We start from the raw sequence: 23,235 nt of genomic DNA, 5'->3' as shown, positions 1-23,235 counted from the left end.
ACCTCCCCCACTGATCCGCTCACTCCTGCTCCTCCAACAGGCAGAACCCGCCGCCACGGCAGTCACCGCACACCTCCCCCTCGCGCCTCCCGCTCCCGTGGCAGGCCCCGCACAGCCCGTCGTGCCACGTCGTCCCGTCCAATGCGTGGTGCGGGCGCGGATAGTGCGTGTCGGGGAGCACGCACTCCACCTGTGTGTCCGGATGCCGCCGGACACACAGGTCCCCACCAGGCTGCCGACGCCGACCTTCCTCTGTCATGACTGCTGCTTCCCCTTCCGTTACGACTCCAGGGAAGCACCCACCACTGACAATCGGGCTCCGCCGGGCCCGCATCGACGGCCCCGGGGTCAGACTTCGGCACGCTCCGCCGTGACCACCACCGCCGTGTACGGCAGGGTGAACCCGCCGCCCATCGCATCGATCGCGGCGCCCGTGCGCGCGAGCAGCCCCTCCAACTGCTCCGGCCGGTACGTGCCCGCCTCGCCACTGGTGCGCATCTGTTCCAGCCACGCGTCGCGGGTGTAGGTGGCCTCCCAGTCGAAGCGCCACTCCTCGGGTTCGCCGAACCGGGCGGTGTCGCGCAGACCGTCGGCGACCTTCGTGAAGATCGCGCCGTACGCGTCGAGGGTGGGGCGGTCCCACGGGTTGCGCGGCGAGTCGGGCAGGGCTGCGCGGTGGGCCGCGGCGAAGGCGGCCGCGAGGCCGGGGCCGGGGCGGAAGACGTTCCAGAAGAGGGCGAGGCGTCCGCCGGGCCGCAGTACGTCGGCGGCCTTCGTGGCTCCGGCGACCGGGTCGACCCAGTGCCAGGTCTGTCCCGCGACGACCGCGTCGAAGGTGCGGCCCGCCGCGTCCCAGGTCTCGAACCTGCCGACCTCCACGTCGAGTCCGCGGCCGCGGGCGTACTCCGCCATGCGCGCGTCGACGTCGACACCGAGGACGGTGCTGCCCGCCGCCCGGAACTGGCGGGACACGATGCCGGTGCCGGCCCCGACGTCGAGGACGTCGGGGCCGGGCGCGGCGGCGGCGATCCGGGCGACGAGGGCGTCGGGGTAGCGGGGCCGGGTGCGGTCGTAGCGCTCGGGGTCGGCGCCGAAGGACTCGGCCATGGCGCGCGCCTTGTGCGGTTGGTTCGCAGCGGCCTCAGTGGGCTTCACGTCACGAGTGGGCATGCGCCCACCATAGTGGGCACTCGCCCACTCTTCTACTGTTGCCGCAGTCAGACACCCGAGTCGTACGAAGGAGAAGCGCAGGTGCCGACCGGTGTGGCCATACGCGATGTGCGCGAGCAGCTCTTCGACGCGGCCGAGCGCGTCCTCATGCGGGACGGGGCCGCCGCGCTCACCAGCCGGGCGGTCACCACGGAGGCGGGCTGCGCGAAGGGCGTGCTGCACCGCCACTTCGCCGACTTCGACGCCTTCCTGGCCGACCTCGTCATCGACCGCGCGGGCCGCATGGAGGAACGGGCCGCCGCGCTCGTCGCGTCCGCCGGCACCCGTACCGTCGTCGACGTCCTCACCGAGGCGCTGGCGGACCTGTTCACCCCGGTCGTCGTCGCCATGGTCGGCCTGCTCACCTTCCGCGACGGCCTGCGCGCGCGGCTGCGGGCGGCCGGACGCCCCGGTGTGACGGTCCTCGCGGACGCCACCGCCATGCTCCGCTCGTACCTCGAAGCGGAGCGCCGGGCGGGCCGATTGGCGCCCGGCACGGACATCGACTCGCTGGGTCTCACCCTGATCGGCTCGGGCCACCTGCTGTACGCGAACCGGGAGGACGGCCCGCCCGCGGAGGCGGATGTCCGCCGCGTCGTCACGTCCGCCGTCGCCGGGGCGCTTCCCCGCTAGCGGCGGGCGGCCCGTCAGGCGCCGGCATGCACGCCGATGCCGCCGGATACCGCGAGGTTCTCGCCGGTGATGTAGCCGGCGGCGTCCGAGGCCAGGAAGGCCACGGCCTCGGCGACCTCGGAGGGAGCGCCGACGCGGCCGAGCGGGACGCCCTCACCCCATGAGTCGATCATTTCCCGGGTGACACCCAGCTTGCTGTAGGCAGGGGTGTCGATCAGCCCTGGGCTGACGGCGTTGACACGGATGCGGCGCGGGGCCAGTTCGAGCGCGAGGGACCGCACGAGGGGCAGCAGGGCGCCCTTGGCGGCCGCCATGGCGGCTCCGATCCCTTCCCCTGCTCCCACGGTGAACACGACCGACGCCCCCTCCCCGAGGAGCGGGAGCGCCTTTTGCAGGGTGAAGAAGTTGCCCTTGACATTGATGTCGAACAGGGCGTCGAAGGCGTCCTCGTCGGTCGACTCCATCGGGCCCGGCCGGGAAATCCCGGCGTTGAGGAACAACAGGTCGAGCGAGCCGAACTCCCGGCGCGCCAGATCCATCACGTGGTCGAGGTCGGCCAGGGACCGCGCATCGGCCCGAACGACCTTGATGTCTTCGGGGAGGCCGGCCCCGGCGACATTGCTGACGCCGGTGACCATGACGCGGAAGCCGCGCGAGCGGAGCAGTTCGGCGGTCGCCTTGCCGATGCCGCTGGTTCCACCGGTGATCAAAGCTGCAGGTGCAGACATGGTGCGCCCCTCTATGTGCTGCCCGAGGTAGGTAGGAACTGACAGCCTACGCCTACCTGACAGTCACTGCCAAACATCACGCGACTGCCACCCTGGCAGCGCTGGGATAGCCTGAGCCCATGAAGCAGGAAGCCAAGACGGCGGCAGGCGCACCGGCGACACTCTGGGACCGGACGCGGCAACTGGCCTCGCAGGAGATCCTCGAGACGGCCCTGCGACTCTTCACCGAGCAGGGCTACGACGAGACGACCACCGCCCAGATCGCCCGGGAGGCCGGCGTCTCCCAGCGCACCCTCTTCCGCTACTTCGGCACCAAGGAGGACCTCCTCGGCGGAGGCCAGGAACAGTTCGGGCGCGTCCTGACGGACACGATCGACGCACAGCCCGCCGAAGCCGACGTCTGGGACACCCTGCGCGCGGCCATCGTCGCCGTACTGGCGCTGCACGACAGCCGCGAGCAGGCCCTGGAGCGGTTCCGGCTCCTGCACAACACCGCCTCGCTGCGCGCCGGTTGGCTCGAGAAGCGGATGCGACTCCAGGAGGACGCACTGCCGCTCATCGAGGCACGCATGGGCATCGCCCCCGGCAGCGCGAACCCGAGGGCCCGCGCGGTGATCGCGACGGCGTTCGCCTGCCTGGACGCCGCCTCGATGACGTGGGTCGCGGGCGGCGGCAAGGGCGACATCATCGACCTGTACGACACGTCCCTGGCCGCGGTGCGCGACTGACCCCAGGTACGCGGCCAACACCTGTACCTAAACGCACGCGATGCGGCCCGGTCCCATTCAGGGACCGGGCCACATCGCCGTGTCATCGGGTCAACCGGCCAGCGCCGGCGCCCCGTTCCGGTCCCCGCTCCCCCGCTTCGCCCCGACCCTGATGGTGAGCGCGGCCAGCGCCATCATCACCGCGCCGAACACGGCGGCCACGGCGAACATCGAGAAGCCCAGGTCGGCGTGGCCCGCCGCGAGCAGCTGGCCGCCCATCCACGGGCCGAAGACGGCGCCGAAGCGGCCCATGCCGGAGACCCAGCTGAGCGCGGTGGGCCGATCCTCCTCCAGGTGGTGGGAGCCGACCGTCGCGTACACCATCGTCTGGCCGCTGAACAGGAGCAGCCCGGCGAGGAAGACGACGCCGTACAGCACGGCCACCGACATGTGCACGCCCATGAGGTAGACGAAGACCGCGGTCAGCGCGAACCAGAGGATGACGATGCGGCGCGGGCCGATCAGGTCGGCGAGGCGGCCCGCGACCAGCATGCCGACGATGCCGCCGACGTTGAGGAACGTCGAGAAGAGCAGCGAGTCACCGGTGTCGTATCCGAGGTCGCCCATGATCTTCGGCAGCCACTGGCCGACCCCGTAGACGAGCAGCAGGCCCGCGAAGGACGTCAGCCAGAAGCAGAGCGTCGTCAGCCACTGGCGGCCGCGGAACAGGGACTTGATGCTCTCCAGCTTGTCGGCGGCGTGCCCCTTGGGCTCGGGCAGTTCGAGGCCGTATCTGCCCGCGAGTGCCTGCGCGTCAGTGGTGCGGCCGCGGGTCAGCAGGTTGGTCGGCGACTCGGGCAGCAGCTTCAGGGCGAGCGGCAGGAAGATCAGCGCGGGTATCGCGCCGACGAGGAACGCGGAGCGCCAGCCGAAGTCGTCGATCAGCCACAGCGCGAGCAACGGGGCCACGGCGCCGCCTGTTTGATGGGCCGTCATGATGACACCGGTCGCGAGCGCCTTGCGGGCGCCGGTCGTGAACTCCATGCCGTACGAGATGGCGATCGGCAGCAGCGCGCCGAGGCCGAAGCCGCACACCAGACGGAAGAAGCCGAACACCCCGGCGCTCTGCGCGAATCCGCAGCCGACGGTGGCGATGGTGAAGACGACGACCGAGGTGAAGACGGTCTTGCGGCGGCCCACCCAGTTGCTGACGGTGCCGGACAGGATGGTGCCGATCAGCATGCCGAAGGTGGTGTAGCTGCCGATGTCACCGGCGGTGGCGTCGGTCAGGCCGAGCGCCTTCGACCCGAGCATGTGCGGCAGCGCGGACCCGTAGATGAACGTGTCGATGCCGTCGATGAACACCAGCGCCCAGCACAGGGCGATGACGATGGCGCGGCTGCGGCGGGAGGGGTCCTCGGCGGGTGCGGAGGCCACGTTTTTGGGCAGGGCGGAGCGGTAACGCGAGGACATCGTTGTTCCTCTCGTCCGGGCTGTCCGGTGGCGGCCCGGTCATCAATGGGTGGGTTGGGGTGTGCGGGGACGTTTGGCGGTCAGGGCTTGATCGGCGGCGTTCCGTGGGTGTGGAAGGATTCGATGGTCTTCAGACCCCAGGCCTGGCCCTTCTTGCGCTCTTCCTCGGTCCAGGTGATCAGCGGCCAGTCGGGCGCGAGGACGAGGCGGGTGAGCGGGTTGCACAACTCGATGCGGTTGCCGCCGGGTTCGTAGACGTAAAGGAAGAACGTCTGCTGGATGGCGTGCTTGTGCGGGCCCGTCTCGATGAACACGCCGCTGTCGATGGCGAGATCGGCGGCGCGCAGGATGTCCTCGCGGTTGTCGGTCGCGAAGGCGATGTGGTGCAGGCGGCCGTTGGCGCCGGTCCAGTCCTCGGTGTAGACGACGTCGTACGACTTGTTGGTGAAGGTCAGCCACTTGCCCGCGATGCGGCCGGTGTCGAGCTGGATCTGCTCGGTGGGGCGCGCGCCGAGGACGTCGGAGTGGAAGTCGGCGTTGAGGGCGACGTCCGAGGCCAGGAAGTTGACGTGGTCGAGGCGGCGGACACCGACGCCGCGGTTGGGCTTGGCCTGCGGCTGGTTCTTCAGGGCGGGCTTGAGCTCGTCGGGCGCCTGGTAGTGCTCGCTGTCCCAGTAGAGGGCGAGTTCGTGGCCGTCCGGGTCGGTGGTGACGAACAGCTTGCCGAGGCCGGGCTCGTCCTCGGTCCAGTGGCCGGTGCCGCCGGACTCCTCGACCGCCTTGACGCGGCGTTGCAGTGCTTCCTCGCTGGAGGTGCGCAGTGCGATCCGGCCGAGGCCGGGCTGGTCGCGGGCGGTGAGGACGAGGCTGTGGTGCTCGTAGTCGTCGAAGGTGCGCAGGTAGACGGTGTCGTCGCGGCGGTCGCAGACGGTCAGGCCCAGGAAGTCCGTGAAGAAGCCGACGCTGGCGTCCAGGTCCGGGGTGAACAGCTGGGCGTGGCCGATGTGCGCGATGTCGCCGAGGGGCGGGGTCATCGGGGTTCTCCTGACGTGCGTGCGGGGCGCGGGAAGACCGTGCCGTCGAAGAGTTTGCGGGCCGTGCGGACGACGGCGGTTCTGCGGGCCGCGGGAAGGCCGTCGGGGCCCGTGGTGATGCTGCTTTCGATGTCGGTGGAGCCGGTGGGGTGCTCGATGCGCAACCGGTCGCAGTCCGAGGGCGGTTGGGCGATGCCGTTCGCCACGCTGCCCTCGATACGGAGACCTGCCGCGACGCTCGCGGCGCCGAGCACCCCGATGGCGGTGTGGCAGCGCACCGGGATGAAGGTGCGGGTGGTGACAGCGCCGCCGTGGCGGGGCGAGGCGAGCAGGGTCACTTTGGGGACGGTGGTGTCGGAGACGTCACCGAGGCCCATCAACTCCCCTGCCGCGAGCCGGATGTCACGCACCCGCGAAGCCAGCTCGGCGTCCGCCTCCAGCTCCTGCGGGTCCTCGTATCCGGTGACCTTGAGGGCATCGGCGGGGACGAGCACGGTCGGCATGCCGTTGTCGACGCAGGTCACCTCGACGCCGGCGGCGGTGTCCCGGAGGTGCCCGGTGGGCAGCAATTGCCCTTCTCCCGGCGGGAATTCGATGACCACGTCGACGCCGGCCGCGGGGCTTCCCGAGAACGTGGCGGTCGCCCGGTCACCGGAGTTCACCATGCGGATTCGGACCGAGGTCCCCGTCTCCCCCGCGGGCACCAGGCCCCGCTCGACCGCGAACGGGCCGATGCCGGAGAGGATGTTTCCGCAGTTCTGACGGTCCAACACCACGGGTTCGTCGACGCCCACTTGGAGGAACAGGTAGTCGACGTCGGCGTCCGGATCCTCCGAAGGTGACACCACCGCCACCTTGCTGGTGAGGGGGTGGGCGCCGCCGATGCCGTCGATCTGGCGCGGGTCGGGGCTGCCCATCACCCGCAGCAGCAGGTCGTCACGGGCGGCCGGTTCGGCGGGCAGGTCGTCGGCGAGGAAGTAGGCGCCTTTGGAGGTACCACCGCGCATCACCATGCAGCGCAGCTCCTCGGGCCCGGTCACGAGGTGTGCTCCTCGTACGTGCGGTACTCGACGCCGAGCCGCTTGAGGGTGTCGCGCAACCCGTAGCGGTCCAGGCCGAGTTGGCCCTCCAGGAAGGCGGCGCGGGTGGCGGCCTCCTTCTCCTCGCGGGCCTGCGACTTCTCGGCGGCCTCGCGGGCGCGCTCGCGGGGCACCACCACCACACCGTCGTCGTCCGCGACGATGACATCACCGGGACGGATGGTCTCACTCCCGATGACGACCGGTACGTTGACACTGCCGCCGGTCGCCTTCACGGTGCCCTGCGCGGAAACGGCCGCCGACCAGGCATGGAAGCCCATCTCGCGCAGCTCGACGGTGTCCCGGATCCCGGCGTTGGTGACGATGCCACGCACGCCCCGCTTCTGGAGCGCGGTCGCGAACAGCTCGCCGAACATGCCGTCGGTGGACGGCGAGGTGGTGGTGACGACGAGGATGTCGCCCTCGCCGCACTGCTCCACGGCCGCGTGGATCATGAGGTTGTCGCCGGGCCAGGACAGCACGGTGACGGCGGTGCCGGCGATGCGGGTGTCCTGCTGGTTCGGGCGCAGGTGGTGGCCGAGGAGGCCGGTGCGGCCCATCGCCTCGTGGACGGTGGCGACTCCGTATCCGGCGAGCGCCTCGACGTCCTTGGCCTCGGCCTTGGGCGGGTTGGTGACGATGACGCCGGGCATCAGGAGAGCTCCTTCGCGATCTGCGGGTACGGGCGCATGTACGCCTCGGCCATGGTCTTGTGGGCGAGCCCCAGGTTGGGCCCGGCGTTGCGCTTGAGCTGCACACCTCGGCGTACGGCCAGGTCGGTGTAGTACTCCCACAGGTGCTGCTGGGCGCCCAGGCACTCCATGGCCTTGCGCTTGGTGTCCCAGACCTCGGTGATGTCGAGGAGGACCTCCGGCTTGAAGCCGCTCATCTCGGGCTGGTGCGGCTCGAAGTAGAAGACGGGCGGGGCGCCGATGATCTCGCCCTCGCCGGGGTAGCCGATGGCCTGCGCGAGGATGCGGGCCTGGAGGGCCATGCGGTTGGCGGCCGGGTGGTCGCCGTTGTACGGGTCCTCGACGGTGTGCGTGAGCACGACGTCCGGCTGGGTGTCGCGGTAGACGGCGACCAGCTGGTCGGTCAACTCGGCGCTCTCCAGCAGCGGGTAGTCACCGGCGTCGAAGAAGTGGACGTCGGCGCCGAGGGTGGCGGCGGCCCGCTCCGCCTCGTCGCGGCGCAGCGCCTTGATCTCGTCGAGCTTCTTGCCCTCCCGCCAGGCCCTGGCTGACTCGCCGCGCTCCCCGAACGTCAGGCACGCGATGCTCACCTTCTCGCCGCGGGCGGCGGCGAGCGCGATGGCACCGCCGGCCCGCCACACGAAGTCCCCGGCGTGCGCGGTGACGACCAGGGTCGATCGTGGCGGGGTGGCGGGCGCGTGGCCGTTGGTCATTGCTGCATCTCCTTGGTGACAGGTGTGCGCCCGTCCCCCGATGCGGCGTCAGTCGGCGCGCAACACGCCGATCACACTGCGGAGGTGGGCGCGGACGGCCGTCTCGGCCGCCTGCGGATCCCTGGCGCGGATCGCCTCGATCATCGCCAGATGCTCGCCCAGGGACTGCTGCGAACGCCCCGGACGCAGCGCCAACTGGAAGCGGTGTCGCACCAGTTGGGCGTTGAGCCGCTCCAGGAGGGTCACGGCCGTCTGCTGGCCTGAGATGTCCCGGATGCGGGCGTGCAGCTCGTGGTTGAGGTCGGAGTAGGTGAGCGGGTCACCATCGGCGACCGCCTTGGACATGGCGTAGCCGAGTCCGGTGAGCTCGTCGAGCTGCGCGTCGGTGGCCTCCTCTGCCGCCTTGGCCGCGCACAGCCCTTCGAGTGCCATCCGGCACTCGGTGATCTCCACGGCCTCCTCGACCGTGACGACCCGCACCCGCGAGCCGCGGTTGCGGATCCGCTCGACCAGGCCTTCCCCGGCCAGTTCGAGCAGCGCCGCACGGATGCTCGCCCGCGTCACGTCGTACTGTTCGGCGAGTTCGTTCTCCACCAGCCGCTGGGCCGGTGACATCTCGCCGCGCAGAATCGCCGCCCGCAGCTGATCGAGCGCGTACTGCTTGGCCTGCTCTCCGGAGCCCGGACGGGCTTCCTCCGGCATTTGCCCTCCCTGAGTGAGTGCGTGTCGACGCTAAATCTAGGCGAACGAAATTGTCAACGATTTTGTTTGCAACTCATTCCCACTTCACAGGAATGGAACCGCACCGCGCGTTCACCTCGCGTACGCACCCGCTTGGGGCGACACCCCCTCCTCCCTCACGCCAAGATCACAGAATGTCTCCGCCATGTACGCGACATGAAGGAGCTTTCACGTGACCACTCCACGGATGTCCCTGCTGGTCCTCGCCACCGCCGCCGCGCTCGCCGTGACCACGACGGGCCCCGCGCAGGCCGCCTCCCGGGCGCTGCCCGCCGTCGCGCCGCGCGCCGAGACCGCCGCCCTGCACGACGACGCGGCGGGCGGCGACGCGGACGCCGACGACCCGGCGATCTGGCGCAACCCCGCCGACCCCGACCGCAGCCTCGTCGTCGCCACCGCCAAACAGGGCGGCCTGCGCGTCTACGACCTCGACGCGCACGAGGTGCAGTCGCTCCCGGCGCCCGCGGGGCCCGGCGCCGACGACGCGCCCGGCCGGTTCAACAACGTCGACCTCGTCCACAGCGCCGGTCTCGGCGACCTGGCCGTGACCTCGGACCGGGGCAAACGACCGGCTGCGCCTGTACCGCATCGACCGCGACCGGACCGGCGGCCCGCTCACCGACGTCACCGACCCGAAGGCGGCCCCGGTCTTCTCCGGCTCCCAGGACGAGATCAACGAGCAGCGCACGGCGTACGGACTGGCCACCTGGACGGACCCGGCGAGCGGCCGCTCGTACGCCCTGGTGAGTCAGCGCGAGCGCACGCGCCTCGCCCTGCTGGAACTCAAGGGCAACGCCGACGGCACGGTCGGCTACACCAAGGTCCGCACCCTCGACCTGCCCTCCTCCTTCCGCCTCCCGAACGGCGCCGACTGGTCGCCGTGCGGCGAGCCCGGCGAACTGCCGCAGGTCGAGGGCATGGTGGTGGACCCGGCGACCGGCACGCTCTACGCCGGTCAGGAGGACGTCGGCATCTGGCGGCTGCGCGCCGACCTCGGCGGCACCCCGAAGCTGATCGACAAGGTGAAGGAGTTCGGGGTCCCCGGCATCTACGACGAGGCGAGCGAGGAGTGCGTGGCGGGCGCCGACCCGGGCTTCGGCGGCAAGCGCCTCACCGCGGACGTCGAGGGCCTGACCCTGGTCAACGAGAAGGACGGCGACGGTCTGTTGCTCGCCTCCAGCCAGGGCGACAGCACCTTCGCCGGCTACGACCGCGAGGTGTCCGACGCCAACGAGTACGAGGGCGGCTTCCGCGTCACACCTGCCTCGGGCCGACTGGACGGTTCCGAGGAGTGCGACGGCGCCGCCGCGCTGAACGAGCCGCTGGGCCGGCGCTTCCCGAACGGCCTCCTGGTGGTGCAGGACGGCCACGACGCGCCGGGCGATCCGGACCGCCCGTCCACCAACTTCAAGTTCGTGGACCTCGGCGCGGTCACGGACGCGGTCGCCGACTGACGGCCGCCGCGGGTCACTCCTCGTACGGCCCGCCCCACGGCGCCTCCAGCGCCGCACGCAGCGCGCCGAGCGCGTCCTCGCCGATGCGCTCGGCCAGCCTCGCCTCAAGACCGTCGAGAGCGCGGCGCGCCCGCTCGTGCGCGCGCCGCCCGCGGGCCGTGCGCCGCACCAGTCGCTGACGGGCCGAGGCGGGGTCCGGCACCTGCTCCAGGAACCCGTCCTCGATCAGCGCCCACACCGCCTGATGGACGGTCTGCCGGGTCACGCTCATGCGGCGGGCCAGCTCGGCGACGGTGGTGCCGTCCGCGTCGAGCATCGCGAAGAGCTGCATCTGGGTGGGCGTTATCGGCGCCTCCCCCTGCGCCCGGAGGGTCGCGAGCAGCCCGTCCTCGAACCAGCGCCTGGCCTCGCCCAGCAGCTGCGGCAGATCACGTCCGGGCTCGCTCGTCACTGCTTCCGTCCTTCCGGGTGGACCTCGTCACGGCCTCTTGCCTGCGGACCGCCTCGCGTGTCAGGCTACCTGACATGAACCGTCAGGCACCCTGACACGAAGTGAGGACGACATCATGACCATGGAATTCGCGACGCGCTATCGCAGCGCCTCCCGCATACCGGCCGACCCCTCGAAGCCGTACGTGATCGAGAAGGGCGAGGGAGACCGGGCCCACCTCTTCGGCGATCTCGTCACCGTCTACGCGGGCGGCGAGCAGACCGACAACACCTTCAACTTCTTCACCGTCGAGGGCCCGAAGGGCGACATCATCCCGGCCCATGTGCACGCGGACACCCACGAGGTGTTCTACGTGACGCAGGGCGCGGTCCGGCTCTTCGCCGAGGACCCCGAGGGCGAGCAGCTGGAGCGCCTGCTCACGCCGGGTGACTTCGGTTTCGTGCCGAAGAACTGCTCGCACGCCTACCGCATGGAGCGCCACCACTCCCAGGTCGTCGGCGTCGCCGCGGGCCCCGGCGGCACCTTCGAGCGCTTCTTCGAGACGCTGGGCACGCCGACGGAGGGCATGGGCCTGCCCGCCCAGCCGTTCATCCCCGAGCCGCACAAGTTCGGCACCGTGCCGCAGGAGTACGACGTGCGCTTCCTGCCCGACCACCAGTGGCGGACCTCGTGACGCCGGGCGAGCTGCGGCAGTTGATCGCCGCGCCGCACCCCGACGTCGCGCCGCTGCCGCGGGCGACCGAGTACGCGGACGGCGTGCGCGCGCTGCACGGTGTCCCGTACGCGGACCTGGACGGCGCCCGCCCACTGGAACTCGACCTGTGGCTGCCGGCCCCCGCGGGCCCGGCCCCGCTGGTGCTGTTCGTGCACGGCGGGGCGTGGCGGCGCGGCCGGCGTGGCGACATGGGTGTGCGTACGCGGGAGTGGACCCCCGGCCCGTTCGAGCAACTCGCCGCGGCGGGCCTCGCGGTGGCCTGCGTGGACTACCGGCTCAGCGGCGAGGCGACGTTCCCGGCGCCGCTGGACGACCTACGGTCGGCGCTGCGCTGGCTGGGGCTGCGTACGGCCGAGTTGGGCGTCGATTCCGAACGCACCGTCGTCTGGGGCGAGTCGGCGGGCGGCCACCTGGCGTCGATGCTCGCGCTCACGCACGACGAGCCGCGGCTCGCGGGGGCCGTGATCTGGTACGGCCCTGCGGATCTGACGACGCGGCGCGAACCGTTCGACCCGGAGAACCCGGCCACTCCCGAGGCCCTGCTGCTTGGCGGCGCGCCCGCTTTGGTTCCGGAACTGGCGGACGCGGCAAGCCCGTTGAAGCGGGTGCACGCGGACGCACCGCCGTTCCTCGTCGTGCACGGCGAGGCCGACTCGATGGTGGCGTGCTCGCACGGCCGTGAGCTGGCGGAGGCGCTGCGGGCAGCCGGGGCGCCGGTCGAGCTGCGGACGGTGCCGGGGGCCGACCACGGCTGGCACGGCGTGGACGAGGCCGAGGTCCGGCGGATCTTCACCGACTCCCTGGACTTCGTACGGCAGCGGACCTGACCACCCCTTTGCCCTGCGCCCTTGACCTGGCAGATTGGTGTGTCCCTGCCCCCTGGCGAAGAGGTGCGTGATGAGCCCGCAGTTCGGCGACTACCAATTCGAGATCTACCTCGACGGACTGCGGGGCGTCACACCCACGCAACCGATGGACTACGCCGCCCTCGAACAGCGGGCGCAGGCTGCCCTCTCCCCCTCCGTCTGGTCCTACGTGGCCGGGGGCGCGGGCGACGAGCACACGCAGCGCGCCAATGTGCGGGCCTTCGAGCGGTACGGGCTGGTGCCCCGGATGATGGTGGGCGCCACACAGCGCGACATGTCCGTGGACCTGTTCGGGATGCGGCTGGCCTCACCGCTGTTCATGGCTCCGGTGGGCGTGATCGGGCTGTGCGCGCAGGACGGGCACGGGGACCTGGCGACGGCGCGGGCCGCGGCGCGCACCGGCGTTCCCATGGTGGCCTCGACGTTGACGGTCGACCCGATGGAGGACGTGGCGGCGGAGTTCGGCGGGACACCGGGCTTCTTCCAGCTCTACACACCCACCGACCGGGCGCTCGCCGAGAGCCTGGTCAAGCGGGCGGAGGCGGCGGGCTACAAGGGCATCGTCGTCACGCTCGACACGTGGGTCACCGGCTGGCGCCCGCGCGACCTGTCGACGTCCAACTTCCCGCAGCTGCGCGGCCACTGCCTCGCCAACTACATGTCGGACCCGCGCTTCCAGGAGATCGCCGCGAGCACCGACCCCACGGACCTCGTCCGTTCCTGGGTCGGCCTCTTCGGCAACCCGCTCACCTGGGACGATCTGCCGTGGCTGCGCTCACTGACCGATCTGCCGCTGATCCTCAAGGGCATCTGCCACCCCGAGGACGTGCGCCGCGCCAAGGACGGCGGCGTGGACGGCATCTACTGCTCCAACCACGGCGGCCGCCAGGCCAACGGCGGCCTCCCCGCGCTCGCCGCGCTGCCCGGCGTCGTCGAGGCGGCGGACGGCATGCCGGTGCTCTTCGACTCCGGAGTCCGCTCGGGCGCCGACGTCATCAAGGCCCTGGCGCTCGGCGCGACGGCGGTGGGTGTCGGCCGCCCGTACGCGTACGGGCTCGCGGTCGGTGGCGACGACGGGCTCGTCCATGTGCTGCGCTCGCTGCTCGCCGAGGCCGACCTGATCATGGCGGTGGACGGCTATCCGACGCTGGCGGATCTCACGCCGGAGTCACTGGCCGGGCTGGACTGAGCCACCGGTCACGCTGGACTGAGCCCGGCGTCGCGGGTCACCGCGTCGACCAGGTTCGCGAGCGCGTCGGCGGCCTTCGCCAGTCCGTCGTGCGGGGTGACCGGTTCGTCGAGGTAGCGATCGCGGCGCAGTTCCAGCATGAGGGCGCTCACGCGGGGCTCGTTGCCGTAGTGCGCCAGGGGGACGTACGCGCCTGCGAAGGGGGTGTTCTCCGCCGTGTCCCCGTACGCCGCGAAGGCCTCGCGGGCCGCGGCGAGGAGGGTGTCCGGGGTGTGGAACGGGTCGGTGCCCAGGCAGACCGGTGGGCGCGGGTCCGTGCCGTGCAGTTCGTAGGGCAGGGCGTGGCTCGGGTAGGAGTGGACGTCGATGACGACCGCCCGGCCGGTCGCCGACAGGCGGTCGGCCACGGCCCGTGTCATGGCCTGCGCGTACGGGTGGAAGTACGTGTCCAGCAAGGCGTCCTCGTCGGCCGGGGGTTCGGGGCGCAGTGGCTCGCGGTGTGTCGTGCGTGTGTAGACCGCGCCCATGCCGACCGACCGCATCTCCTCGCGTTCGTCGGGGAACCGCTCCGGGTCGACGACCAGGCGCGAGCGCTCGTTGACGAATCGCCATGGTGTGACGGCGGCGGTACGCGCGGCGCGGTCCGCGATGACATCGGTGTGGGCGTCGGTGATGAGGTCCAGCTCACGGGCGAGTGCCTCCCCTTGGAGCAGCAGGCCTTCGCGTACGCGCGCCGGGATCTCGCGGGAGGCGTGCGGCACGTGCAGGAGCACCGGGGATGACGGGTGGCCGGGGTGCAGCCGGTACGTTTCCATGGCTTCCACTCTCCCACCCCGTCCACTTTCTGGGACAGGTGGTTTCGAGGTGTGGGAGCGGGGTAGGGAGCCCGATCGCTACTACTGAATGACCAGTGAGTAGCTGAAGTTCGACAGGAGTACCTCACCTTGCCCGTAGCACCTTCAGAACTCGTGCGTCACCTGTGGATTCCGCTCGCCGACGGCACGCGGCTCGCCGCCCGTGTCTGGCTCCCGGAAGGCACCGCACGACCGGCGCCCGCGATCCTCGAGTACATCCCGTACCGCAAGAACGACGGGACGGCCGACCGCGACAACAGCCTGCACGCCCGCTTCGCCGCGTCCGGCTACGCCGCCGTCCGCGTCGACCTGCGCGGCAGCGGCGACTCCGACGGGCTGATGCTCGACGAGTACGCGCAGCAGGAGCTGGACGACGGCGTCGAGGTCATCGCGTGGCTCGCGGAGCAGGAGTGGTGCGACGGCACCGTCGGCGTGATCGGCAAGTCGTGGGGCGGCTTCAACGGACTGCAGCTCGCGGCCCTGCGCCCGCCGGCGCTGAAGGCGATCGTGACGGTCTGCTCGACGGACGACCGGTACGCCGACGACGTGCACTTCACGGGCGGTTCGCTGATCGCCTCCGAGATGCTGCCGTGGGCGTCGACGATGCTCGCCTACAACGCGCGGCCCGCCGACCCGGCCGTGGTCGGCGACGACTGGCGCGAGCGGTGGCTGGAGCGGATGGCGGACACCCCGGTGTACGTCGAGGAGTGGCTGCGGCACCAGACCCGCGACGCCTTCTGGAAGCACGGCTCGGTGTGCGAGGACTTCGGCGCGATCGAGGCCGCGGTGCTCGCGGTGGGCGGCTGGTACGACCCGTACTGCGGGGCCGTGCTACGCCTCCTCGAGGGTGTCGGCAACGCTCCCGTGCGCGCGCTGGTCGGGCCGTGGGCGCACACGTACCCGCACCAGGCGGCGCCCGGGCCCGCGATCGACTTCCACGGTGAAGTGGTGCGCTGGTTCGACCAGTTCCTGCGCGGCGAGGACACCGGGGCCCTGAACGATCCGGCGCTGCGCGCGTGGCTGCCCGAGTGGGCGGCGCCCGGTGGTGACCGGGAGCAGCGTCCCGGCCGGTGGGTGGCCGAGCAGCAGTGGCCGTCCGAGCGCATCGAGCGGCAGGCGTTCGCGCTGGCCGGCGAGGCGGCGGGCGAGGCCGTCGGACACGACCCGCTGCGCTTCCGTGACGCACACCTCGACAGCACCCGCGTGCTCGGTACGGCGGGCGGCAGCTGGCTCCAGTTCGGCGACGCGGCCGGACAGTTCGGCCCGCAGGGCGGCGACGACGGGCTCGCGCACTGCTTCACCACGACGCCGCTCGACGAGCGCCACGAGATCCTCGGTGTCCCGTCCGTGACGCTGCGGGTGAGCGCCGACCGGCCCGCGGCACAGCTCGCGGTGCGCCTCAACGACGTCGCACCGGACGGCAGTTCACGTCTCGTGACCCGCGGCCTGCTCAACCTCACGCACCGCGAGGGGCACGAGGAGACGCTGCCGCTGGAGCCCGGGCAGGCGTACGACGTGACCGTGCCGCTGATGGCGACCGCGCACGCCTTCGCACCGGGACACCGCATCCGGGTCGCGGTCTCGTCCTCGTACTTTCCGCTGGCCTGGCCGTCGCCCGAGCCGGTCACCGTCACCCTGCACGCCTCCCCCGCCGCCGCGCTCCACCTGCCCGTACGGCCGCCGACGGACGCGGACGACGAGCTGCGCCCCTACGGGGAGCCGCAGCCGGATCTGCCGGTCGAGCTGTCCACGTCCGGTGACGGCTCCTCGCGGCGGATCGAGCACGACCCGGTCTCTGGCCGCACGGACATCGAACTCGTCGTCAAGGACGGCGAGTTCAAGGACCTCACCGACGGCCTGTGGAAGCGCGGCCACGCCGTCGACCGCTTCTCGCTCACCGAGGGCGACCCGTCCTCGGCCGTCGTGGAATGCGAGCGCACCGAGGAGGGCGGGCGCGGCGACGACTGGCACTGGAAGGTCGTCACGCACAGCCGGATGACCTCCGACAGCACGTTGTTCACCGTCGTCAACACCCTCACCGCCTACGAAGGGGACACCCGCGTCTTCGATCGCACCACGGACGCCGTGATTCCCCGGCAGGGAGTCTGAGCATGCGCAGACGCACGTTCCTCACCGGTTCGCTCGGTGTCGTCGCGGCCGCCGGGGTGGCCACGGCCACCGGGTCCGCGGCCGGCACCGGGCCCGTGATCACGGTCGGCTCCAAGCAGTTCACCGAGTCGTGGGTGATGGGAGAGCTGTACGCCCAGATCCTCCGCGCGCGCGGTTTCGACGTCGTCCTCAAGTCCAACGTCGGCAGCGCCGACCTCATCGACCGCGCGCTGCGCAACGGGCAGATCGACCTCTACCCGGAGTACACGGGCGTCGTCCTGCAGACGTTCGCGATGCCGAAGCACATGCCGACGACGGCGCACGACACGTACGTGGCGGCGAAGAAGTTCGAGGCGGGGCGCGGGATTTCACTGCTGCCGCCGACACCGTTCCAGAACCGCAACGCCGTCGCCGTGCGCACCGCCGACGCCCGTGAGCACGGGCTGAAGACGGTCGGCGACCTCAAGCGCCTGGGGAAGATGTCGTACGCCGAGTACCCCGACAACATCACGGGTCCGCTCGGCTTCGACGCCATCGTCAAGGCGTACGGGCTGCACGACATGAAGGTGCGGCCGCTCAACATCGGCCTGCAGTACCCGGCGTTGAAGAACGGGGACGTGGACGCGGCCGACGTGTTCACCACCGACCCACAGCTGCGCCGCTACGACTTCACCATCCTCGACGACGACCAGGCCATCTTCGGGTTCCAGAACGTCTCCCCCGTCGTGCGCACGTCCCTCGTCGAGAAGTACGGCGAGCGGCTCACCGAACCGCTCGACGCCGTCGACGAGTTGCTCACGGAGGAAGCCATGCAGGCCCTCAACGAGGCCGCCGCGATCATGCGGCTGAGCCCGGCGAAGGTCGCCGACCGGTTCCTGAGAGCGAACAAGCTGATATGACCGTGACCGAGGAGCATTCCACGATGCAGACCGCTGGCGCCGCCGACGACATAGTTTTCGATGCGGCGACCAAGACGTACGACGGCACGGGCGAACCCGCCGTCGACGCGCTGTCCCTGACGGTTCCGGCAGGCGAGATCTGCGTCCTGCTCGGCGCCTCCGGGTGCGGCAAGACGACCGCGCTCACCCTCGTCAACCGGCTCACGGAGCTGACGAGCGGGGACATCCGGATCGGCGGCAGCAGCATCCGTGAGCAGGACGTCATCGAACTGCGGCGCGGCATCGGCTACGTCATCCAACAGGCCGGTCTCTTCCCGCACTTGACGATCGAGGAGAACGTCGCGACGGTGCCGCAGGTGCTCGGCTGGAGGAAGCCGAAAATCGCGGAGCGCTCGCGCGAACTGCTCGAACTCGTCGGCCTTCCGCACAAGGAGTACGCCCACCGGTATCCGTCCCAACTGTCGGGCGGTCAGCGCCAACGCGTCGGCATCGCACGGGCGTTGGCGGCCGATCCGCCCATCATGCTGATGGACGAGCCGTTCGGCGCGCTCGACCCGGTGACGCGCGAGCACGTGCAGGACGAGTTCCTGAAGCTCCAGGAGCAGGTGCAGAAGACCACGCTGTTCGTCAGCCACGACATCGACGAAGCCGTTCGCATGGGCGACCGCATCGCGATCCTCGCCAAGGGCGGCAAGCTGCTCCAGTACGACACCCCGGAGCGGATCCTGCGCGAGCCGGCCGACGACTACGTGGCCCGGTTCGTCGGCACGGACCGGGGGCTGAAGGCGCTGACGCTGCGCACACTCGGCGACCTGAAGCTGGAGCCCGCGGGCAATGCGTCGGACGACGGCGCGCTGCGCACCAGTGACACCCTGCGGACCGCCCTGTCGGCGCTGATGGCGGGCGGCGCCGAGCGGCTGCCCGTCACGGACGAGGCCGGCAAGCCGGTCGGCTCCGTGACCGTCGAGCTGATACGGGAGGCAGCGTGATCTCGCTCGCCAATGGGCCCGTCATCCCCGACTTCGGCACGGTCGGTTCGTGTGTGCGCGACAACGGTGTGTTCTGCGTCGACTGGTTCACCGCGAACTTCTCCAGCGTGTTCGGACCCGCTCTCGTCCAGCATGTGCGCCTCACGGTGATCGCGGTCGGGATCGGTTTCCTGATCGCGTTCCCGCTGGCGCTGCTCGCGCACTTCCGCAAGTGGCTGGTCAGGCCGCTCGGCGGACTCACCTCGTTCCTCTACACGATTCCGCCGATGGCGCTGTTCACGCTGCTCGTCCCGGTGTCGGGCCTGTCCGTGCTCACCGCCGAGATCGCCCTGGTCTCGTACACGCTGATGGTGCTGTTCAAGTCGACGATCACGGGACTCGGTGAGGTGCCCGAGGACGTGCGCAGGGCCGGTGTCGGCATGGGGCTGACCCGGCGCGAGATCCTGTGGCGCATCGAGCTGCCGCTCGCGCTGCCCGCCGTGATCAGCGGGCTGCGGGTGGCGACCGTGACCACGATCAGTGTGGTCGAGATCGCCGCGTTCATCATCGACCAGGGCCTCGGTTCGCCGATCATCCAGGGCCTCCAGTCGCCGTTCAACACACAGTTCATCGGGGCAGGCCTGCTCGCCGTGGCGCTCGCGCTCGCCACCGACGGACTGCTCGTACTGCTCGGCAGGGCGCTCACCCCGTGGGCCAGGACGCGGAGGGCCGTCTGATGCACACCTTCCTCGCGAGTTTCTCGTTCATGGCCGACCACTTCGGCCTACTGTTCAGCCGGACCGTCGACCATCTGCTGCTCTCGGCGGCTGCCGTCGCCGTGGCCCTGGTGATCGGGGTGCCGCTCGGTGTGTGGCTCGGGCACCGCGGCAAGGGCTCGTTCCTGACCGTGAGCATCTCCAACATCGGCCGGGCGCTGCCCTCGCTCGCCCTCATCGCGATCTTCCTGGGCCTGCTCGGCATCGGGTTCGTGAACGTCATGACGGCGCTGGTCATCATGGCGATCCCGCCGGTGCTCACGCACGCGTACCTCGGTGTGGAGCAGGTCGACGCGGACCTGGTACGGGCCGCGCGCGGCATGGGGCTCACGCAGTGGCAGATCCTGTGGCGGGTCGAACTGCCGCTCGCGCTGCCGGTGTTGTTCACCGGCATCCGGATCGCCGTCGTGTACGTGATCTCCAGCGCGACCCTGGCCGCCGTCGCCGGTGGCGGTGGGCTCGGTGACATCATCCTCAACCAGGTGTCGTACGGCCTGTCCGGTGTCATCGCGGCGGCGCTGTGGGTGGCGGTGCTCGCGCTGGTCGCCGACGGCCTGTTCGGGGCCGTCGGCAACCGGCTCGCGCCGCGCGGGACCAGGCTCAAGGCCTAGCGTCCGTCGTCTGGGTCAGCGCCTAGACTCCGGCGTCGCAGCACCCTTCCCGGCGCATGAGGCGGCCCACTTCCAGCCAGTCGTCACCGGTGGCCCTCAGAGTTCTGGGGGTCACCGGTTCGAACGAGCCGACGAGGTCGGCCTGGTGGAACGGGACGCCGCCGCGCAGCACCGCCGTCGTACGGATCAGGTCGTCGAAGTCGGTGAACGGGTCGCCGTCGACGATCGTGAGGTCGGCGAGCTTGCCCTCCTCCAAGGTGCCCAGGTCGGCGTCCGCCCCGAAGACCCGGGCGGGCATCAGCGTCGCCGTGTGCAGGGCCTGGGCCGGGGAGAGGCCGCCGCGGTGCAGGGCGCGCAGCGCGAGGTGGAGGTGCAGACCGACCGGGACGAGCGGCTGGTCGGTGCCGAGCGCGATGTTCCCGCCCGCCGCGAGAACACGCCGGTAGACCGCGACCTCCCGGTCCAGCGTGGCGAGTTGGGCGGCGGTGGGCGCGGCCCCGGCGAGCTTCTCCACGGCGGCGGTGTCCCACGGTGGCATCAGCCGCGTGACCCGCGGATCGTCCGCGAGGGCCGGATCGGCGCCGATCAGCGGCTGCGCCGTGAACGGGGTGGCGATGAGATGGAAATCGCCGGTCTCCGTGTAGATCTCCTGGACGTCCTGTCCGGCGTGCCCGCTCGCCGTCGTCGCGTGCCCGAACTCCAGGCGCTGGGTTGCCTGGAGATGGGTCGTCAGGTCCTGGCCGAGCTGGATTCCCGGCGTGCACAGATGGCTGCCGCTGCGCACCCCGAGCCGCTCGTGCGCGAACTCGGCGGCCTCCTTCATCACCCAACCCGGCGCCCGCACGTAGGTCTTGACGAAATCCCAGTCCAGCGCGGCGGCCCGGTCGAGCGAGCGGCGCAGGCCCGCACGGGTGCGGTGGGCGCGGCCCATGCTGTAGGCGATGCGCGGCCCGTCGAGCAGTTCCCCGGTGGCGAGGAGCCGCGGCCCCGCGAGCGCCCCCGCGTACACGGCCTCGCGGATGCGCGCCTGCTCGTAGGCGAAGCCGCCGAGGGAGACCGCGGTCGTGATGCCGTACGCGAGTTGCAGCGCGGTCTGGCGGCCGCCGTAGGTCGACTGCCAGGGGTGGGTGTGGGCGTCGAAGAGGCCGGGGATCACGGTCCTGTCGGAGGCGTCGACGCGCTTGGCGGTCGCCTTGTTGCCCGCGCGGTGCGGGGTGACGGCGGCGATGCGGCCGCCCTCGATGGTGAGGTCGACGTCGTCGCGGACCTCGGATCCGGTGCCGTCCCAGAAGCGGCCGGCGTGCACGACGGTGTCGGCGGGGCGGGGGCGGCGGTGGTCGAGCGGGATCCGTACGGTGCGGGCGGTGCCCTTCGCCACGTCGAGGAGGCGGAGCCGGCCCGCGCTCAGGTAGAGGAGCCGTCGGCTGTCGGCGGACCAGCTCGGGTGGTCGGCGGCCTCGTCGGTGACCTGGCGGGGGTCGCCGTCCGGGGTGCCGTCGGGGCGGACGGGCAGCAGCCACAGCGCGGACTCGACGACCACGGCCATGGTGCGGCCGTCGGGCGACCAGGCGGGCCCGGAGTCGTAGCGGTCGGCGATCGAGACATGCGGGGCGACCTGGTGAACGACGGCCTTCCCGCTCTTGGTGTCGACGACGCGGATGAGGTTGTAGCCCTCGCGGAAGCGCTGGTTGAGGCGGCTGCGGTCGCACAGCGCCACGTATCTGCCGTCGGGTGACCAACAGGGTCTGCCGGGCAGTCCGCCGCTGCCCATCGGCGCGGCGAGGACACGTTCGGTGCCCGCGGCTAGTTCGCGCAGAACAAGATTGCCGGACATGTCGATGCACGCCAGGCGCTCCCCGTCGGGCGAGAGCGCGGGAAACACGCGGCCGCCCTCGGCGAGCACGGTCTCCTTGCCGCTGTCCAGGTCGTGGCGGCGTACGGAGAACAGGCCCGCCCGGTCGTCGGCGTAGACGAGCGCCTTGCCGTCGGGGGTCCAGGTCGGGGCGAGTACGTAGCGGGTCTGCGGTGCCTGGACGACCTTGCGCGGGGCGCGGCCGCCCGAAGTGGCGCCGACCCACAGGGAGTTGAGGGCGGCGAAGGCCACCTGCTTGCCGTCGGGCGACAGGGCCGGCAGGTGCGGGGAGCGGACCTGCCGGACTCCCCCGGCCTCGAAGTCGTACCGCTTGACGCGGTAGCGCGGGCGGTCGACCGGGAGCTTCGCGGTGAACGTGATCTGTTCGCCCTCGCTCGGGGCGGCGGGACGGACGAGGCGGAAGCGGCCGTCGACGGTGAGGAGCAGAGTGTCGGGACCCGTCCAGCGGGGCGGTACGGGGGCGACGTCGCCCGGGACCGCGACCGGCTTTCCGTCGACGACGAGGGTGCAGGTGGCGGTGGGTGCGGCGGTGGTCCGCAGGTAGGCGAGCGGCCCCTTGGGCCCCGGGGCCACGGCGGGCGTCATGACCTGGGCGCCGGAGTCGTCGGTGTGCTCGGTGGTGACGGCTCCGGTGCCGTCGGCGGCGACCGAGGCGAGGGTGGAGGCCTGGAGGGTCCCGGCGTCGGTGACCACTCCCCGCACGAAGAGCACGCGGGTGCCGTCGGCGGACCAGGTCGGGTCGAAGTCCTCCCAGGCACCGCCCTGCCCCGGGCCTTCCTGGCCGGGAGCGCCGGTGAGGCGGGTGAGGGTTCCGTCGCGTACGTCGATGGTCCAGATGCGGTACGGGGCGGCGTGCTCGGGGTCACCACCGCGCTCGGAGGCGAAGGCGATCCGGTGGCCGTCCGGCGACCAGGCGGGACCGCGGTCGTCCCACGGACCGTCGGTGAGCTGCTTCGGTGTGCCGCCGTCGGCGTCCACGAGCCACAGATGGAAGCCGCCGCCCTGGTAGCCGCAGACGACGAGCCGCTCCCCGTCGGGGGCGAACTGGGGGCGGGTGGGCTCGAGTTCGGGGGTGGTGAGCGGTCTCGCGGTGCCGCCCTTGCGCGGGATCGACCACAGGATGTTCTGGATCTCGGCGACGAAGCGGTCGCCAGGCGGGGCGAGGGTGGCGGCGCCGTTGGTGGCGGCGGTGAAGGAGAGCGATCCGGGGGCGGCGGTCGCGGTGGCCGATGCCGCCGCCGTCGCCGGTTCGAGAAGCGGGCCTGCGCCCGCGGCGACGGCGCCGGCCGTGGCGGTGGTGGTCTGCAGGAAGCGGCGGCGAGTGAAGGAGGGCCCGGTGGAGACGGGGGTGGTGTCGCGGGTGGTGTCCATGAGACTCCCATTGCACGGAGGGCGTGGGGCCCCACGGGGCCGAGGGGACCCGTGGGCCTTGCGGGACCGAACTGTGCGCGAGTCGAAGAA

21 protein-coding genes and 1 pseudogene are annotated in these 23,235 nt (G+C 71.4%); 11 read left to right on the top strand and 11 right to left on the bottom strand.

Annotated features, from left to right (window positions below):
• Positions 1 to 348: 348 nt before the first annotated feature.
• Entirely contained in the window at positions 349 to 1,170 is an 822-nt protein-coding gene (locus ACWD2L_RS04150; RefSeq protein ID WP_451187178.1) for a class I SAM-dependent methyltransferase, read from the bottom strand.
• 81 nt (positions 1,171 to 1,251) lie between these two features.
• On the opposite strand from ACWD2L_RS04150, the gene ACWD2L_RS04145 reads away from it, so the two are divergent.
• On the top strand, positions 1,252 to 1,842 hold the full coding sequence (locus ACWD2L_RS04145) for a TetR family transcriptional regulator (RefSeq protein ID WP_351330786.1): 591 nt from the start codon (positions 1,252 to 1,254) through the stop codon (positions 1,840 to 1,842).
• A gap of 14 nt (positions 1,843 to 1,856) precedes the next feature.
• Here ACWD2L_RS04145 and ACWD2L_RS04140 read toward each other — a convergent pair whose 3' ends face one another.
• Positions 1,857 to 2,570 (bottom strand): SDR family NAD(P)-dependent oxidoreductase, encoded by a 714-nt coding sequence (locus ACWD2L_RS04140; RefSeq protein ID WP_351330788.1) that lies wholly within the window; start codon positions 2,568 to 2,570, stop codon positions 1,857 to 1,859.
• A gap of 119 nt (positions 2,571 to 2,689) precedes the next feature.
• Between ACWD2L_RS04140 and ACWD2L_RS04135 the strand changes: the two genes are divergently transcribed.
• Positions 2,690 to 3,298, top strand: a complete 609-nt coding sequence (locus ACWD2L_RS04135; RefSeq protein WP_351330790.1) for a TetR/AcrR family transcriptional regulator — start codon at positions 2,690 to 2,692, stop codon at positions 3,296 to 3,298.
• 90 nt (positions 3,299 to 3,388) lie between these two features.
• Here ACWD2L_RS04135 and ACWD2L_RS04130 read toward each other — a convergent pair whose 3' ends face one another.
• From ACWD2L_RS04130 to ACWD2L_RS04105, 6 genes are all read right to left on the bottom strand, one after another.
• The gene (locus ACWD2L_RS04130) at positions 3,389 to 4,750 is read right to left on the bottom strand and encodes an MFS transporter (RefSeq protein WP_351330792.1); all 1,362 of its coding nucleotides are present in this window, start codon (positions 4,748 to 4,750) and stop codon (positions 3,389 to 3,391) included.
• A gap of 80 nt (positions 4,751 to 4,830) precedes the next feature.
• A complete protein-coding gene (locus ACWD2L_RS04125) occupies positions 4,831 to 5,784 on the bottom strand; it encodes a catechol 2,3-dioxygenase (RefSeq protein ID WP_351330794.1) in 954 nt (317 codons plus the stop codon).
• On the bottom strand, positions 5,781 to 6,824 hold the full coding sequence (locus tag ACWD2L_RS04120) for a PrpF domain-containing protein (protein ID WP_351330796.1): 1,044 nt from the start codon (positions 6,822 to 6,824) through the stop codon (positions 5,781 to 5,783). The genes ACWD2L_RS04125 and ACWD2L_RS04120 overlap by 4 nt, the downstream gene beginning before the upstream one ends.
• Entirely contained in the window at positions 6,821 to 7,516 is a 696-nt protein-coding gene (locus ACWD2L_RS04115; protein WP_351330798.1) for a 4-carboxy-4-hydroxy-2-oxoadipate aldolase/oxaloacetate decarboxylase, read from the bottom strand. The genes ACWD2L_RS04120 and ACWD2L_RS04115 overlap by 4 nt, the downstream gene beginning before the upstream one ends.
• On the bottom strand, positions 7,516 to 8,268 hold the full coding sequence (locus ACWD2L_RS04110) for a PIG-L deacetylase family protein (protein ID WP_351330800.1): 753 nt from the start codon (positions 8,266 to 8,268) through the stop codon (positions 7,516 to 7,518). Before ACWD2L_RS04110 ends, ACWD2L_RS04115 begins: the two co-directional genes overlap by 1 nt.
• 48 nt (positions 8,269 to 8,316) lie before the next feature.
• Positions 8,317 to 8,970, bottom strand: a complete 654-nt coding sequence (locus ACWD2L_RS04105) for a GntR family transcriptional regulator (protein ID WP_351330801.1) — start codon at positions 8,968 to 8,970, stop codon at positions 8,317 to 8,319.
• Between the two features lie 226 nt (positions 8,971 to 9,196).
• Here ACWD2L_RS04105 and ACWD2L_RS04100 point away from each other — a divergent pair.
• Positions 9,197 to 10,463, top strand: a pseudogene (locus ACWD2L_RS04100) (phytase).
• Between the two features lie 13 nt (positions 10,464 to 10,476).
• On the opposite strand, the gene ACWD2L_RS04095 reads toward ACWD2L_RS04100, so the two are convergent.
• Entirely contained in the window at positions 10,477 to 10,914 is a 438-nt protein-coding gene (locus tag ACWD2L_RS04095; protein ID WP_351330803.1) for a MarR family winged helix-turn-helix transcriptional regulator, read from the bottom strand.
• A 115-nt stretch (positions 10,915 to 11,029) separates the two neighbouring features.
• Between ACWD2L_RS04095 and ACWD2L_RS04090 the strand changes: the two genes are divergently transcribed.
• The 3 genes from ACWD2L_RS04090 (at position 11,030) to ACWD2L_RS04080 (ending at position 13,684) form a co-directional block, all read left to right on the top strand.
• Positions 11,030 to 11,587 carry a quercetin 2,3-dioxygenase gene (locus ACWD2L_RS04090; RefSeq protein ID WP_351330805.1) on the top strand — a complete coding sequence of 186 codons (558 nt, stop codon included), beginning with the start codon at positions 11,030 to 11,032 and terminating at the stop codon, positions 11,585 to 11,587.
• Entirely contained in the window at positions 11,584 to 12,456 is an 873-nt protein-coding gene (locus ACWD2L_RS04085) for an alpha/beta hydrolase fold domain-containing protein (protein WP_451187174.1), read from the top strand. Before ACWD2L_RS04090 ends, ACWD2L_RS04085 begins: the two co-directional genes overlap by 4 nt.
• A gap of 70 nt (positions 12,457 to 12,526) precedes the next feature.
• Positions 12,527 to 13,684, top strand: a complete 1,158-nt coding sequence (locus ACWD2L_RS04080; RefSeq protein WP_351330807.1) for an alpha-hydroxy-acid oxidizing protein — start codon at positions 12,527 to 12,529, stop codon at positions 13,682 to 13,684.
• A gap of 8 nt (positions 13,685 to 13,692) precedes the next feature.
• Here ACWD2L_RS04080 and ACWD2L_RS04075 read toward each other — a convergent pair whose 3' ends face one another.
• The gene (locus ACWD2L_RS04075) at positions 13,693 to 14,499 is read right to left on the bottom strand and encodes an N-formylglutamate amidohydrolase (RefSeq protein ID WP_351330809.1); all 807 of its coding nucleotides are present in this window, start codon (positions 14,497 to 14,499) and stop codon (positions 13,693 to 13,695) included.
• A gap of 129 nt (positions 14,500 to 14,628) precedes the next feature.
• On the opposite strand from ACWD2L_RS04075, the gene ACWD2L_RS04070 reads away from it, so the two are divergent.
• Genes ACWD2L_RS04070 through ACWD2L_RS04050 form a run of 5 tightly spaced genes read left to right on the top strand, consistent with a single transcriptional unit; the run spans position 14,629 to position 19,901 of the window.
• Positions 14,629 to 16,647 (top strand): CocE/NonD family hydrolase, encoded by a 2,019-nt coding sequence (locus ACWD2L_RS04070; protein ID WP_351330810.1) that lies wholly within the window; start codon positions 14,629 to 14,631, stop codon positions 16,645 to 16,647.
• 2 nt (positions 16,648 to 16,649) lie between these two features.
• Positions 16,650 to 17,546 (top strand): ABC transporter substrate-binding protein, encoded by an 897-nt coding sequence (locus ACWD2L_RS04065; protein ID WP_351330812.1) that lies wholly within the window; start codon positions 16,650 to 16,652, stop codon positions 17,544 to 17,546.
• Positions 17,547 to 17,569: 23 nt separating this feature from the next.
• The gene (locus ACWD2L_RS04060) at positions 17,570 to 18,535 is read left to right on the top strand and encodes an ABC transporter ATP-binding protein (RefSeq protein WP_351330814.1); all 966 of its coding nucleotides are present in this window, start codon (positions 17,570 to 17,572) and stop codon (positions 18,533 to 18,535) included.
• Positions 18,532 to 19,251, top strand: a complete 720-nt coding sequence (locus ACWD2L_RS04055; RefSeq protein WP_351330816.1) for an ABC transporter permease — start codon at positions 18,532 to 18,534, stop codon at positions 19,249 to 19,251. Before ACWD2L_RS04060 ends, ACWD2L_RS04055 begins: the two co-directional genes overlap by 4 nt.
• Positions 19,251 to 19,901, top strand: coding sequence for an ABC transporter permease (locus ACWD2L_RS04050; protein WP_351330818.1), 651 nt, complete (start codon positions 19,251 to 19,253; stop codon positions 19,899 to 19,901). Before ACWD2L_RS04055 ends, ACWD2L_RS04050 begins: the two co-directional genes overlap by 1 nt.
• A gap of 22 nt (positions 19,902 to 19,923) precedes the next feature.
• Here the strand turns inward: ACWD2L_RS04050 and ACWD2L_RS04045 are convergent, their stop codons facing one another.
• Complete coding sequence (locus ACWD2L_RS04045; protein ID WP_351330820.1) at positions 19,924 to 23,145, bottom strand: amidohydrolase family protein; 3,222 nt, start codon at positions 23,143 to 23,145, stop codon at positions 19,924 to 19,926.
• Positions 23,146 to 23,235: the final 90 nt, after the last annotated feature.

This window comes from Streptomyces sp. NPDC002754 (assembly GCF_053592315.1).
The sequence above is the reverse complement of the archived record's forward strand: the minus strand, read 5'-3'. Positions and strand labels throughout refer to the sequence as shown.